Origin of the sequence: Salegentibacter mishustinae (genome assembly GCF_002900095.1) — a bacterium.
Taxonomy (GTDB): Bacteria; Bacteroidota; Bacteroidia; order Flavobacteriales; family Flavobacteriaceae; genus Salegentibacter; species Salegentibacter mishustinae.
The window spans coordinates 559,191-574,007 of record NZ_LLKN01000001.1; the positions used below are offsets into that span (position 1 = coordinate 559,191).

At 37.1% G+C, this 14,817-nt stretch carries 10 protein-coding genes; 6 read left to right on the plus strand and 4 right to left on the minus strand.

Going from position 1 to position 14,817, the window contains the following annotated elements; translation table 11 throughout:
- Positions 1 to 53 precede the first annotated feature (53 nt).
- The 3 genes from APB85_RS02565 to APB85_RS02575 form a co-directional block, all read right to left on the minus strand.
- Positions 54 to 2,507: a zinc-dependent metalloprotease gene (locus tag APB85_RS02565; RefSeq protein WP_057480584.1), complete on the minus strand. Its 2,454-nt coding sequence runs from the start codon at positions 2,505 to 2,507 to the stop codon at positions 54 to 56.
- Between the two features lie 129 nt (positions 2,508 to 2,636).
- Positions 2,637 to 3,398 carry a sterol desaturase family protein gene (locus tag APB85_RS02570; RefSeq protein ID WP_057480585.1) on the minus strand — a complete coding sequence of 254 codons (762 nt, stop codon included), beginning with the start codon at positions 3,396 to 3,398 and terminating at the stop codon, positions 2,637 to 2,639.
- 101 nt (positions 3,399 to 3,499) lie between these two features.
- Positions 3,500 to 4,168 carry an FAD-binding oxidoreductase gene (locus tag APB85_RS02575; RefSeq protein ID WP_057480586.1) on the minus strand — a complete coding sequence of 223 codons (669 nt, stop codon included), beginning with the start codon at positions 4,166 to 4,168 and terminating at the stop codon, positions 3,500 to 3,502.
- A gap of 202 nt (positions 4,169 to 4,370) precedes the next feature.
- Here APB85_RS02575 and APB85_RS02580 point away from each other — a divergent pair, with 202 nt between their 5' ends.
- From APB85_RS02580 to APB85_RS02590, 3 genes are all read left to right on the plus strand, one after another.
- The gene (locus APB85_RS02580) at positions 4,371 to 6,146 is read left to right on the plus strand and encodes a mechanosensitive ion channel family protein (protein WP_057480587.1); all 1,776 of its coding nucleotides are present in this window, start codon (positions 4,371 to 4,373) and stop codon (positions 6,144 to 6,146) included.
- A 156-nt stretch (positions 6,147 to 6,302) separates the two neighbouring features.
- Positions 6,303 to 9,548 carry a VCBS repeat-containing protein gene (locus APB85_RS02585; RefSeq protein WP_057480588.1) on the plus strand — a complete coding sequence of 1,082 codons (3,246 nt, stop codon included), beginning with the start codon at positions 6,303 to 6,305 and terminating at the stop codon, positions 9,546 to 9,548.
- Positions 9,549 to 9,619: 71 nt separating this feature from the next.
- The gene (locus APB85_RS02590; RefSeq protein WP_057480589.1) at positions 9,620 to 10,597 is read left to right on the plus strand and encodes a YihY/virulence factor BrkB family protein; all 978 of its coding nucleotides are present in this window, start codon (positions 9,620 to 9,622) and stop codon (positions 10,595 to 10,597) included.
- Positions 10,598 to 10,609: 12 nt separating this feature from the next.
- Here the strand turns inward: APB85_RS02590 and APB85_RS02595 are convergent, their stop codons facing one another.
- On the minus strand, positions 10,610 to 11,764 hold the full coding sequence (locus APB85_RS02595; RefSeq protein ID WP_057480590.1) for a histidine decarboxylase: 1,155 nt from the start codon (positions 11,762 to 11,764) through the stop codon (positions 10,610 to 10,612).
- A 392-nt stretch (positions 11,765 to 12,156) separates the two neighbouring features.
- Here APB85_RS02595 and APB85_RS02600 point away from each other — a divergent pair, with 392 nt between their 5' ends.
- The 3 genes from APB85_RS02600 to APB85_RS02610 all read left to right on the plus strand — a co-directional run bounded on the left by APB85_RS02600 (position 12,157) and on the right by APB85_RS02610 (position 14,800).
- The gene (locus APB85_RS02600; protein ID WP_057480591.1) at positions 12,157 to 13,497 is read left to right on the plus strand and encodes a phage integrase SAM-like domain-containing protein; all 1,341 of its coding nucleotides are present in this window, start codon (positions 12,157 to 12,159) and stop codon (positions 13,495 to 13,497) included.
- A 49-nt stretch (positions 13,498 to 13,546) separates the two neighbouring features.
- Positions 13,547 to 14,410 (plus strand): RteC domain-containing protein, encoded by an 864-nt coding sequence (locus APB85_RS02605; protein WP_057480592.1) that lies wholly within the window; start codon positions 13,547 to 13,549, stop codon positions 14,408 to 14,410.
- 102 nt (positions 14,411 to 14,512) lie between these two features.
- Positions 14,513 to 14,800, plus strand: a complete 288-nt coding sequence (locus tag APB85_RS02610) for a helix-turn-helix domain-containing protein (RefSeq protein WP_057480593.1) — start codon at positions 14,513 to 14,515, stop codon at positions 14,798 to 14,800.
- Positions 14,801 to 14,817: the final 17 nt, after the last annotated feature.

Below are 14,817 nucleotides of genomic sequence, written 5' to 3' on the forward strand. Positions count from 1 at the left end.
AACCCCGAAAAACATCCTTGCTTTTCGGGGTTTCTATTGATTTCCTGCTAAAATTAAGGCTCTACATCTAACGCAGCATCTATCCTGGCGATTAGATCTTCCCAGTGATATTGGGTCAACGAATGATTTGTTCCCGCTTTTCTTCGGTTTATTTCTCGCTTTAAAGTTTTCATTTCACCGCGCATAAGAGGTAAAATATCAGATTTCAATAAAGCATCGTTATCTTCAGCATTTAATTTCATAAGATATTCTGAAGCAATATCTACATAAGAACGCTGAAGATTTCTACGGTAAGCATCAACTTTATTTCGATTATAAAGTTCGCTAAAAATCCCTTTTCGTAAATCGCTCATTAAATTTACCGCGGTATAGGCTTTATCACCATTTACTTCTTCATTAGCGATCATTCTGTTTAAGCGGTCTTCATCCAGCAAACTGTTTAAGGCACGAGTTTGTAAGCCCTGCACTCGTTCTATAGCTCCCGAAGCTTCAATTCGGTTTAAAATTTCCTGGTTAAGCAACCAATCGGGCGTAGTAAAAGCTTTTTCTACCAGGAAGTCAACTGCCTCTTCCTGCTTTTTCTTCGGTACATTTTCATAAACCACACCATCCTGATTAGAGGTTTTACGAGTTTCATAAACCCCGCCAACATTGGTAACCACGTGCGACACATAACCTCGCCACATATAAGTTAACTCCCTGTACACTTCTTCAAGATCGTCATAAGCATAACCATCTTTAGAAGTCCATTCAATTAAGTTTGGAACTACTTTTTTAAGATTCGCCAATCCATATTCACTGGCTTTTACCTGGTCGTCTCCCAAACTCTCTCGCTGGGATTGTGGGTCTACTCCGCCATAACCGTTTCCAAATTCATACCATGGATCTCCGGCCTTTTCTAAAATCCATTCATCTAATTTTTCTTTCTCTGCTTCGGCAGACTCGGCTTCAGGCAAATATCTATAACCCCAGTTGATGGCATACAAATCGTATGGCCCCATCATTCTAATATATCTCACTCCTTCGTCTTCCGGTTGCGCCACGTAATTCACCCGGGCGTAATCCATAATTGAGGGCGTTAAACCATATTTCTGGGTAAATTCTGCCGACCTTAAAGAATCTGTTGGGTAAGCTGAACTCGCTTTCATATTATGCGGAAGTCCAAGGGCGTGGCCAACTTCATGGGCAATTACCATTCGCATCATTTCGCCAATTTCAGATTCGGGGGTATTTAAAGTCCTGGCATCTTCGGTTTGCGCACCGGCTTCAATCATATACCGGTTTCGGTAAGAACGCAAATGATTATGATACCAAATAATATCACTTTCAATAATCTCCCCTGTTCTTGGATCTGTAACCGAGGGACCAACGGCATTTCTGGTTGTACTGGCTACATATCGAACTACTGAGTAACGCACATCTTCAGGACTAAACTCAGGATCTTCCTCTTTCGTAGGCGGATCTTTAGCGATTATCGCATTTTTAAACCCGGCTTCTTCAAAAGCAACATTCCAGTCTTCAATTCCCTGTTTAAAATATGGGCGCCATTTTTCAGGCGTGGCAGGATCTAAATAATAAACTATAGGCTCTTTAGGCTCTACCAATTCACCGCGTTTATAAGCTTCAATATCTTTAGGTACCAACTGCCACCTGCGAATCAACTCGTAATCATCGGCTTTTAATTCTTCTGAATTATAATCGTATTTATCTATGGTAAACCAGCCTACACGAGGATCTGCAATTCTAGGTTGCATTTTATCGTCTGGCAACAAGATCATAGATTGGTTCATCATCATAGATATAGTACCGGCCTGATCACGTGTTGGTGGTTCTTCAGCCTCGTATGTCATGACGTGTTTTACCTCTACATTTTTGGGGTATGAGCTGGCAGACTCTATATAAGATCTACTCTGATCTAGTTTCTTAACTTTATAACGTTTCCGAAGAGAAGAAGAAAGTCCGTTTATGGCCTGCACCTCGTTTTCAAACAGATCGCTCACCTCAATTACAACTTTTGTGGAATCTGCGTTATAAGTTTCAATTTTCGAACTAAACAGGATTGGAAAATAATTATTGGCTTTCACCGATTTGTAAATTGGCGATTCCTCATCGCTCATATTTTCAAAACTAATCACCTTTACATCAATATTTCCTTTCCGTTTCGTCCAGCGCACCACCTGTTCATTTACTTTAGAACCGGCATTCACATAACCGCCGCCATAACCATCAGGCACACCGGCAATACGGCTTACCAAAAGCATATCTTTATCCAGTAAATCTACCGGAATTTCAAAATAAAGTTTATCGTCTACGAAGTGTGTAGTAAAAAGTCCTTCATCAGATTCAGCTTCTGAAGTAATGACTTCGCCGTAGGATTTGAGTCCGTTTGTAGATTTTTTTGAAGTGTTTTCAGCCGACTTCTCTTTAGTGCCAAAAACAGATTTCTCACTTCCGCACCCAGCTGCAAGAATTGCGGCCAACCCCAGAATAGGTAATTTTTTTATCATGAATTTTTATTTTGGCTTCAAGATAATGAAACCTAATAAAAAGTTGAAATAATTGTAAGAGAAGAATTTATAAGTGCAATAACGCAAAGTTGTCCCGAAACTTAGGGATTATTTTAGCATCTAACATAATTACTCTGAAGATATCTTAGACCTGCTTTCAGTATTCATCAATTTGTCCCAGAACGTAAAATAAAGCCCGAAATTGGTTTTAAACTCGGCGTGATGAAAATGATGATGCGTGGCACCTATAAACATTTTTCCCAGGCGGCTTTTCATAAAAACTTTTGGGTAAATCTCAATATCTAAGTGATTTATTACACTGCTAAGTGTCATAAAAATTAAATAAACTCCAATCACAATAGGATAAACTGGAAGAAAGAGCAGAATTAGCGGAACTACTACAGCTTCGAGTAGCGATTCCCACGGATGAAAAGAAAAAGCCGTCCAGGGGCTGGGCACTAAACTATCGTGATGCACTTTATGAATTTTTCTAAAAACCTTTGGATTATGCATCCACCGATGCACCCAATAATAATAAGTTTCGTGAAGTAAAGAAAGTAAAATGAAGCTCACTGGTAAATACCATAATCCGAATTTGTCAAGATCCAGATAGATTGCGGTAAAGCCTTTTTGCCATAGAAAATAAGTGAGCGCACCAAAAAAGCCAAAAATCAGCGAAGACCACATGCTCCAGTAAATTTCCTTTTTTAATTGCCCTTTTCTAAAACCGCGTGTACTTAACCTTTTGTTCCTGAATTTTTCACTTTTCAGTCTGAAATAATACCAATAAAATATTCCTGCGGAAACCAGGTACCTAAGAAAAACTGCAGCAAAAAAGATGAGCACACAAACAAAGAAAAGCCCCGGATTATTAATTTCGAAGAAAATCATAGTCTACTAAAATAGCAAAGATAAAATATGCTTCAATTTAAATCTTTCAATTTTTATAAAAACTATCTCCAGAGCTTCTTTCCAAAAACTTATGTTTTTGCCTATTGATCGTCTAAAGTTACCGCATCTGGATCTGCACCTAACTTTTCTAAAATATCTCCAATTTCTTCCGTCATTTTAGGGGGACCACATACATAAAATTTTTCGTTAAAATTCTCTATATGTTTTTTTAGGAAATCTTCATTAATATATGCATTGGTAAAGTTGGTGTCCTTTTGGTCGGTAATTACATACGTGGCATTTTTTCCTAACATAGTATCTAATTCCTCTTTCAGAATAATATCTTTATCAGATTTATTAGAGTAAAATAATTTAATGCCATCTAATTTGTTCTTTTTCTTTAGCTCACGAAGCATAGCAATATAGGGTGTTATTCCTGCACCTCCGGCAATAATATATCCCGGGCCTTTATATTCTATAGCTCCCCAGGTATCCCGAACAATCAATTCGTCTCCCGATTTTAATTTACCTAACTGTTCAGTTACTCCGTCGTGATCTGGATAGATCTTAATGGTAAATTCTAAATAATCGTCTTCATTTAAACTGGTAAAAGTAAATGGTCTTTTTTCATTTTTCCATTTTTCGGTATTTATAGAAACCTCGGTAGCGTGACCCGGTGTAAATTTATAGCCATCTGGCTTTTCTACTATAAATTGTTTCACATCGTGAGTTACCGGCTTAACTTCTTTAATTTTTACTGTCTTTTCCATTTCCTCTTTTTAAATTCTTTTTGTTGAATTTACCAGTTTATAAAGGTGGTTTCAAGACATTTAACCTTCTTTAAAGAGTTTAAGCTTAAGTTTTAAGGAAGCTTTATAAATCTTAACCTGCAAAAGCCTTTAAAGAAAACTAATAAGCCTGGGCGATAAAAACAATTTCTTATATTCGATTTTAGTTTGAAACCGTGAATCTATGAAGCCAATCACCACAATTTATAAGGTTTTTATTATTTTTTTCCTTTTGCTCTCCAGCTCAAGTATTCAAGCCCAGTTCCCTTTATCCACTAATCAGGATAAAGAAGAGGAAGCAGAGAAAATTCCGAAGGATCCACTGGGAAGAAGAACTCCCCGCGGCACCGTAAACGGTTTTATAGATGCCATGGCAGGGTTAAATTACAATAGGGCCGCCAGGTTTTTAAATTTTCCGGCCAGTATCTCAACTCAAGAAGAAAAGGAGAGAATTATACAAATTCTGCAGCGTTTATTTGACCAAAAAGGAAATATTGAACCTTATTACGCCATTAGCGATGAGCCTGGCGGTGAATTAGATGACGGTATTAATGAAGATCTGGAAAAAATTGGAAGCGTAAAAGCCGAAGATGGTGAAAAAATCGATATTTTTCTTGAAAAATACAAAGACGAAGAAGGTTACTCCATTTGGCTTTTTTCTGATGAAACTACCCGGGCTATCAGCACTCTTAAAACAGCAAACCCGGCCTTAATTGACCAAATATTACCCGAAAGCTTCAAAAAATATCTTTGGGGTGGAGTTCCGGCGGGACAATGGGTAATAGCGCTGGTGCTACTCGTTCTAAGTTATTTTATTTCCCTGCTGGTAGTTTCAATTATAATCTTTCTACTGAAAAAATTATGGAAGAAAGCCAGACATTCTCCAGTGTCAGGAATTATCACGGCCTTAAAACTGCCAGTAAAACTTTATTTGGCAGTTTGGATATTTGTATCGCTTTCAAGAAATCTTGAACTCTCTATTATTTTAAGGCAAAAATTTAGTGCCATTACCATAACCGTAGGAATAGCGGCCATTCTTATTCTATTATGGAGATTATCAGATTTCATTGGTAAAATAACCCAGGAAAAAATGGTAATGAGGGGTAATCCCGCCGGGGTTTCCATAGTTCTTTTTCTACAGCGTGCCGCTAAGATCGCAATTGTAGCGTTTGGAATTATCGGCATTCTAGGAGCGGTAGGAATTGACGTAACTACTGGACTTGCTGCGCTAGGAATTGGGGGTATTGCGCTGGCACTTGGTGCTCAAAAAACCATAGAAAATTTTGTTGGAAGCGTTACTTTAATAGCCGACAGACCTATTAGGGTTGGCGATTTTTGTAAGGTAGGGGAAGTTACGGGTCACATCGAAAAAATAGGAATTCGCTCTACCCGAATTCGTACTTTAGACCGTACGGTAGTGACTATTCCCAATGGCGCTTTTTCATCTGATACTATTGAAAATTATGCGCATCGTGATAGATTCAGATTTATAAGCGTTTTAAATTTTAGATATGAAACCTCATCAGATCAATTGCGTTTTTTGCTTACAGAACTTCGAAAAGTACTTTATAAACATCCCAAAGTATACGAAGACCCGGCCAGAATTCGATTTATAGGTTTTGGCGCACATTCTTTAGACCTTGAAATTTTCGCCTATTTAGATGCTCGTAGCTATGACGAATTCCTTGAAATACGGGAAGATCTTATGCTAAGAATGATGGAGGTCGTAGACCGCAGCGGAACCGATTTTGCCTTCCCTTCTCAAACTATTTATTTCGGAAAAGATAAAGGCCTTTCTAAAGAAAAATCAGCTGAAGCTGAAGCCGAAGTTGAAAACTGGAAAAAGGAGTGGGAAATGCCACTTCCGCAATTTACCCGGGAACAAATTGATGCTCTTAGAAACAAAAGCAGTTATCCTCCTGAAGGTTCTAGCACGGGAATCGAAAAAAGTGATCTATAATTCTTATCCAAAAGAAAAAATTAATGTTTTTAGAAAGCTTACCATAGTTTCATACTAAAGTAGCATACCTACTTAAGATTGGTTAATTTAAGAATTTCAGAAATAGTTAATATTATCTTAAATTGATATATTAGCGAATTAACTAATTTATTAGAAATGAAGCGCCAAATTTCTGGATTACTTACTTTATTATTGTTGAGTGTTGCGTGCAATAAGGATACTGAGTCTCAAAACCAACAAGATTACTTACTCAATAAATTATCTCCGGAGGTCACTAACGTAAACTTCATCAATGAAATCACCGAAGATCCTGAGCATAGTATTATTAATTATATATATTACTATAATGGCGGTGGAGTAGCCACCGGAGATATCAATAATGATAGCCTTCCAGATCTTTATTTTGTCTCCAATATGGGCAAGAACAAACTTTTTCTAAACAAAGGAAACCTGGAGTTTGAAGATGTAACCAAAAAAGCGGATGTAGAAGGTAAATCTAGCTGGAGTACAGGTACAACCATGGTAGATATCAATAACGATGGTTTATTGGATATTTATGTTTCTGCGGTTTCTGGGCTTTTAGATTTCGAAGGTCGTAATGAGCTTTTTATCAATAATGGAGATGGAACTTTTAGTGAGCAAGCAGCAAAATATGGCCTGGATTTTAAAGGCTATGCAACCCAATCTTATTTTTTCGATTATGACAAAGATGGAGATTTAGATGTCTATATTGTTAACCACGCGGTACACACTACCCGCTCACACGGCCTTGCATCAGTAAGAAACAAGAGAGCTCCACTAGTAGGCGATGTGCTGCTGCAGAATAATAATGGTGAATTTAAGGATGTAAGCGAGGAAGCCGGCATCTACGGCGGAATAAATGGCTACGGATTAAGTGCGACCCTGGCCGATTTTAACAATGATGGCTGGGTAGATATTTACGTTTGTAATGATTTTCATGAAGACGATTACTACTATATAAACAATCAGGATGGTAGTTTCAAAGAAACACTTAACACAGCATTTTCCACATTAAGCAGATTTTCTATGGGAAGCGATGCTGCTGATATTAACGGCGATGGTTATCAAGATCTAGTAACCCTGGACATGCTTCCTGAAGATGAAAAAGTGATTAAGGAAAGTGAAGGCGACGATGCTATGTACAATATGCAAAAGCGCCTTAAAAAACTGGGGTATAAAGAGCAATACGCACGCAACATGTTACAAATGAATACTGAGGGCTCCAATTTTCAGGAGATGGCTATTTTTAACGGCATAGAGGCAACAGATTGGAGCTGGGCTCCGCTACTGGCAGATTTCAATAACGACGGGCACCAAGATTTATTTATTTCCAATGGAATTTTACGCCGGCCAAATGACCTTGATTTTAAAAACTTTGTGGCCACCGCTTTTAAAAACAGAAGCCCGAATGAAGGTATGAAGTGGCTTTATAATTCTAAAGACGAAATGCCGCCGGGAAAAGTTTCCAATGAAATTTTTAAAGGAAACTCCCTAAAATTTGAAAAACAAACCGGAAAATGGATAGAAGATGAAGCATCTTTTTCTAATGGCGCCATCTATGTAGATTTAGACTTGGATGGAGATCTGGACCTTGTAGTAAATAACTTAAATGAAATTGCGGGAATTTACGAAAACACCACAAATAATTCTGGAGGCTATATTTCGCTTGAATTCGATTACCCTAATAATAGCAAAGGAATAGGAACCAAAGCCATACTCTTTTCTGATGGTAAGCAACAAATAAAACAATTATTCAACTCCCGGGGTTTTTTATCTTCAGTAGAAAGCAAACTCCATTTCGGACTGGATAAAGAATCAAGGATCGATTCAATTCATATTATTTGGCCAAATAACACCTATCAAATAATTCAGCCTAAAAAAAATCAAAACCTTAGAATTGCATATTCTGAAAGCGCTGCTCCCTATAATTACCGTAAGGTAGACGACAGGGAAAGCTTTTTTAAAGCTAACGAAACATTAGAATACACGCATAAAGAAGATGAATATGATGATTTTCATCAGGAAAAGTTAATTCCCTATAGTGTCTCTATGCAGGGGCCGGCTGTTGCAACCGGGGACATAGACAATAATGGCTTCGAAGATATTTTTATAGGTGGAGCTTCTGGCCATGCCGGAAAATTATTTCTCAATGACGGAACAAAGCTTAAGAAGACTTCTGTTGAAATATTCTTAAGGCATAAAGAATTTGAAGATACTACCGCTGAATTTCTGGATATCGATAAAGACGGAGACCTTGATCTTTATGTTGGCTCGGGGATTAACTCTGCCCGAATGAAATTCTTCGAAAATGACAGGCTTTATATAAATACCAACGGTAATTTTGATCAAGCCATCGGTGCCATCCCAAATAATTATCTAAACACCTCTTCACTTACCAGCCTCGATTATAACCGGGACGGTTATACAGACCTGTTTGTTGCTAATCGCTCTGTACCCGGTGATTTTGGTAGAAACACTACCTCTTATCTTTTGAAAAACAATAAGAACGGCGAACTGGTTGAGCAGCCAAATTTCTCTGTGAATGGAATGCTTACCCACGTAAAATCCGAAGATATTAATGGAGACGGCTCGGTAGATATATTAATCGCTGCGGAATGGGATACTCCTAAGGTCTACTTAAACCAGAATGGAAATTTTAATAAGATTGCTTTACCAAAAGATCTTTTAGGTTTATGGCAGAGTATAGCTTTTTATGATATAGATGATGACGGCGATAAAGACATATTACTTGGAAATTGGGGATTGAACACCAGATATTCCGCGAAAAAAGAAGCTCCGTTAAAAATGTATTATGGCGATTTAAATGGAGATGGAAAGCCTGAAACTGTTATTGCCTATAATAAGGGAGGCAATTACTATCCGTTAAATTCCAGGAATGAATTAGCTTCTCAAATGAGTTTCATCAGTAAGAAGTTCCCTACTCACCAGCAATTTTCTTTAAAGACCATGGAAGATATTTTCACTCCGCAAGTTCTGTCTTCCGCCCAAACCTATGAGGTTAACACTTTAGCATCGGGATACCTTAAAAATGAGAATGGCAAATTTTCTGAATTCATTGAATTCCCTCAGGAATTTCAAACCGCTCCTATTAAATCTTTTCAGATAATAAATATTGAAGGAGAAGAGCATTTATTGGTAAGCGGTAATTCTTATGAAGTGAATACCTATCATGGTGGGTATTCCTCTTTAAAAGGTTTATTGGTAAAATCTATAGATGACTTCAAAAAAGTTTCAGAAACCGGAATTACTCCTCTGGATAAGCAAATAAAGGAAAGTGTTTCAATTGAAATGAAAAATAATAACCTGTTGTTTATTATTCCGAACAACGATAGTATAGCAACCTATACTTATAAAAAATAATTTAATGTTAGAATTCTTGTATATGCCATAGTAGACATCTACATTTAAAATCTTTAGCTGAATCTTAAAAAATGAGCGAAAGCAAGAGACGAAAGTACCGAGGAGAAGAAGCAAAATGGCCCCATCAAATCCCTTTTACCGGCTGGATAGATATTGGAAAACGTGTTTACAAGGAAATGAAATTTGACCACGTGCAGATAATTTCAGCCGGAGTTGCTTTTTATTTCTTTCTCGCTATTTTCCCCACTATCGTGGCCGCTATCTCGATTTACAGCCTGGTACTGGAACCAGCCCGAATTGAAGAACAAATTTCATACTTAAATTTAATTTTACCGGACCGGGCTTTTGGAATGATAACCGATTTCCTGGAACCCGTTCTGGAACGTTCTAAAAAGGAAATTGGCTGGGGATTATTCATAAGTATCATGATAAGTATTTGGAGTGCCAATAAGGGAACAAGTGCACTTTTGCAAGGTATTAATATTGCTTACGATGAAATTGATAACCGGGGAATAATCATGAAAAATCTGCTTAGCCTACTATTTACCCTGGGAGGTTTAGTGATAGGACTTATAAGCTTATTAATTGTGATCTTCTTTCCTTTACTCGTAAAAAACCTTGGCTTAACTCCTCAATTAGAAAACATGCTAAACTGGTTACGCTGGGTTTTTCTTGGATTGATCTTAATCTTTAATTTAAGCATGATCTATAAAATTGCTCCTTACCGAACAAATCCAAGGTTTAGCTGGGTTAGCTGGGGCGCTGTAATTGGCTCATTATTGTGGCTGGCAGGTTCTATATTATTTTCCTGGTATGTAGCGAATTTTGGAAGTTACGACGATCTTTACGGAAGTTTTGCTGCGGTAGCCATTTTAATGCTATGGCTGTTTCTCACGGCTTTTATCATATTAATGGGAGCCGAAATAAATTCAGAAATGGAACATCAAACCCGATATGACACCACAATAGGATTAGAAAAACCAATGGGAGAAAGAAACGCCTACCACGCTGATCATTGCGCCGTAGAAGATCCCGATGAGGATTGTTAAAGCAGCAAAGAATCACAAGTCAAATCCAAATTCCTCTTCCTCTAATTCCTCTGTTTTTGCCAGGTCTTCAATGAATTCGTCAATCTGGCTTTTAGTAACGTTAGGCATACAGATAATATGTGATACCTCTCCCTCGGTAGCCAGTTGCCATTTTTGTTTTACCGCTTCAGGCGTTCTTGGCATCACCACGGTAAGAGAACCAGGATTACTCCATGCCTTCACTCCTATTTCATTAAGCTGATTTTTGCAATATTCGGCAACTTCAAGTCCGTGTAGGTAACGAGCTTTCATCCCTTCTCCCCCCAATTGCTTTAGGGCATACCATAAAAACAAGGGACTATGCCCATTCCTGGAACCGGTAATCGTAGTGTCTAGAGAACCTATATAAGAAATACCCTTCGCAATGCGATCTCGATGACCTCTTTTGGTGATGATCACTCCGCAAGGAATAGGTGAGCCTACAAACTTATGCCCGCTAATAGATATACTATCGGCACCATCCTTAAAATCGAAAGGCACCCTGGGTTCCATAAAAGCACCGTAGCTTCCTGAGAGTGCCGCATCACAATGAATATAGTGATCCTGCACCGCAAGATTTCTTAGAATACCTTTTATTCGAGAAACATCATCTTTAGCCTCCTTCATCGTAGTTCCAAAAGTGGTAAGCACTATAGCAGGTTTATGCCGATTCATTCTAAGGGTATTCTCAAAATCTTCATAATCTATCTCGCCGTTCTCCTGCGACCTTATTACAATACTCGGAATATTTAGCAGATGAATATTCTTGCGCACACTATAATGAGTAGATTCTGAATAGTACACCATTGCCTTAGGATACATTTCCCGAGCCAGGTAAAGACCATACAAATTACTTTCAGAACCTCCATTGGTTACATAACCCCAATAATCTTTTGGTTGCGCTCTAAAAAGCCTGGCAAAGAAAGCCACTACTTCCTTTTCCATTTGGTGTGTTTGCACTTTCCAGGTTCCCTCTTCAAAAGGATCGCCAAGGTTATTAATTGGATATTGTAAAAATGGGTTAAGCTCAGAATAATCGAAGTCTTTAGAAACCGGGTATCCAAGGAAAGTATCTCTCGATCTCCCTAAGCTTTCCTTTAAATTTTCTAATCTTTCTCTGTCTTTTTCTGCTAAATTTCGCTTGTTCACCACTATTTGTACTGCTTTTGAAAATTTGCGCGAAAGTAGCTATTCTTTAAGAGTTCACGTAAATTTTGGAATTAAATTTATTTGCAGGAAAGTTAGAAAAGAGAAGAAATTAGACCACCATTTTTTTAAAAACAAAAAAGCCTTGAAAATCAGTTGATTAACAAGGCTTTAAGTACTCGGGACGGTAGTGTTGCGTTAAAATTTTAAGTTCATTTCGGATATTCAAAAAAACCAGTATAAGCTTAGTAAAATCAACGGCTTCCGGCTTTATGTTGTCCCAGCTTAAATTGATATGGATTGCGCGAAATTCTTTTATATTCTTCCTCGTGCGTACAATTTGCGTACAACAAAAATGAATATGTCTTATCTTTATATTTACTCAATATATCCTTATGGCTACAATATATTTTCTTTACCGTTCCAAAAGGCAACAAGCTCCACTTACAGTGCGCCTACAAGATAAGGATAAAAATCACAAAAAGTTTCAATTTGAAGCTAAAACAGAGTTGGAGGTTCCAAAAGAGTATTGGAATACTACAAGGCATAAAAGGCGGGGTTTAGATGCAGTTGACAAAAGAAAAATAGCCGAAGTTAATTCAAAACTGTCCGAATTAGAAGACTTTCTTCTTTCTAAGTATAAGAAGCAAAAACCCAAACCTGAACAGAAAAATTGGCTTAAAGAAATTCTTTACAATTTTTACAAGCCAGAGGAAGATGAACATGTGGATGATGAAATTAAAAGTGATTTAATAACAGATTGTATTCAAGAATTAATAGATAATGCTCATACCCGAGAAAATGCTCGAGGAGGCTTGGGAATCTCTTTAAGTAGGGTTAAATCCTATAAAAACCTTTTGAACGTTTTCAAAAAGTACCAAGGGGCTAAAAAATATCGAGTGAAAGATGTAGATATCAAATTTGGTAGAAAATTTTTAGATTGGCTGCTCAGTTCACAAAATTATTCTGAAGGTTACGCCAGAAAGAAAATTGATGATCTCAAATCAGTCTGTGCAGATGCCGAAATAAATGGTTTAGAAGTTAGTCATCAACTTAAGAAGGTTAAAGGAGGAAAAACAAAAAATGACTTCATCATTTATTTAACTCCGGATGAACTTCATAGAATTGAAAAGGCCGAATTAGAATCTGATAGCCTTAAGAATGTTAGGAAATGGCTTTTATTGGGTTGCAATATTGGACAAAGAGGAGGTGATCTACTTCGACTATCGAAAGATAATTTTATCACAAGAAATGGGTTGGAACTAATTGAACTGAAACAACAGAAGACAGGCAAAAATGTTACTATACCTGTGCTTCCTACTACCAAAGAAATTTTAAAAGAAGGACTACCCTACCAAATAGCCCTTCAAAATTTTAATAACGATTTAAAAATTCTATGTAATACGGTTGGAATAAATTCGCTTACAGAAGGAGCAAAAATTGTTATGCTTGATGAAAACGGAGAAATACTTGAAAAAGACGAAAAAGGCCGTTATAAAAAGAAAGGCACTAAAAGGAAAATAACCGGCACTTTCCCCAAATACGAATTGATTACTTCTCACGTATGCCGCAGGACTTTTGCAACTAACCAATACGGTATATTTCCAACACCATTATTAATGAGAATCACCGCACATAGTACGGAAAAAATGTTCTTAGGATATATAGGGAAATCTGCTATGGATAGTGCCCAGCAAATAGCAGATTTATACGAAAAACTGGCGGCTAAAAGTTGATTTTAGTTAAATGGGAATTATTGTGAATCCAATCATATCGATCTAAAAGATGAAGCCGAAAAATATTGAATATAACCAGTTACAGCTACCAGTTTTAAAGCTATGTTCCTTAAAGCAATTCCTGGAAATCGATATCAATTCCGCATTTTACGATTTTTATTTTAAGAAAGCCCACGGAAGGTATTTTAAGGTTGATATGGAAATCTTTATGAGGGACCTGTATAACGATATTCTAATCTTCATCAATAATTATAAAGTCATGCCTTACCAGGTCAAGGCCTATTTCAATACTACTTATAAAAGACCTCTACTCTATAAAGGAGTACCGTTACAAACAAAAGAAAAATACCACTTCCTATTATTTGAAGCTATTGTTCAGCAAATAACAGGAGTCTTAGCTGTCGATAAAAATTTACCGAGCTTACCCATACAAAGTCAACCCCATCTACTTACTGAATATGATTTTATTCAAGCTTTTCATAATAAACTGGAGGAATTTCATCTTCCAGAGAAGGATAATATTATCACCGAATTTTTCACCTTCCATAATCCGCTACCACAATATTCCCAACAGGACACTTTAGATTTCAAAAAATCTATTCTCAGCCTTGATAAACATTATAAAGTAAATAGTATTTTACAAGAGCGGGAATTGAAAGAATTCCGCGAGGAAAATCGTATTAAATGGCTGGGTACTCCTCTCGAACTGGCCGAGTTAATTAAAGCACTTATCCAGGCTAAAAAAATTAATGGCGGATCCGAAAAAGAAGTATTTGATTTTTTTCAGCAACTATTAGATTTACCTTTTGACAAGCGTGAAAAACTTCAATCTATAAGAAAACGTTCCACAGACTTAACACCCTTAATTCACGAGCTGGAATTCCATTTGAAACAATGGATAAACCGATCTTAACTTAAGAAAAAGTTAAAGTTATGACGTACTAACGACATAGTATGCCAATGGTATGCCATTAGATTTTATTGATTTGCATTGTAAACCAAAAAACACAATGTAATGAAAAAAGTTATCCAACTACACCAGACAACTCCTGAAGAATTAGTAAACGTTATTCTACTTGGAGTGAAAAAAGAAATTGAAATCCTTAAACAAGAATTTCGTCCAAAGGAACCGGAAGAATACCTCACAAGAACTGAAGTTTCTAAAATGCTTAAAATTGACCTTTCAACTGTGCACCACTGGACCAAGCGGGGCAAACTGAAACCATACGGATTAGGACGACGTGTGTATTATAAGCGAAGCGAAATTGAACAGGCACTTATTGATTTAAGCCCAATCCATTAGAACCGATTTTCTCAATC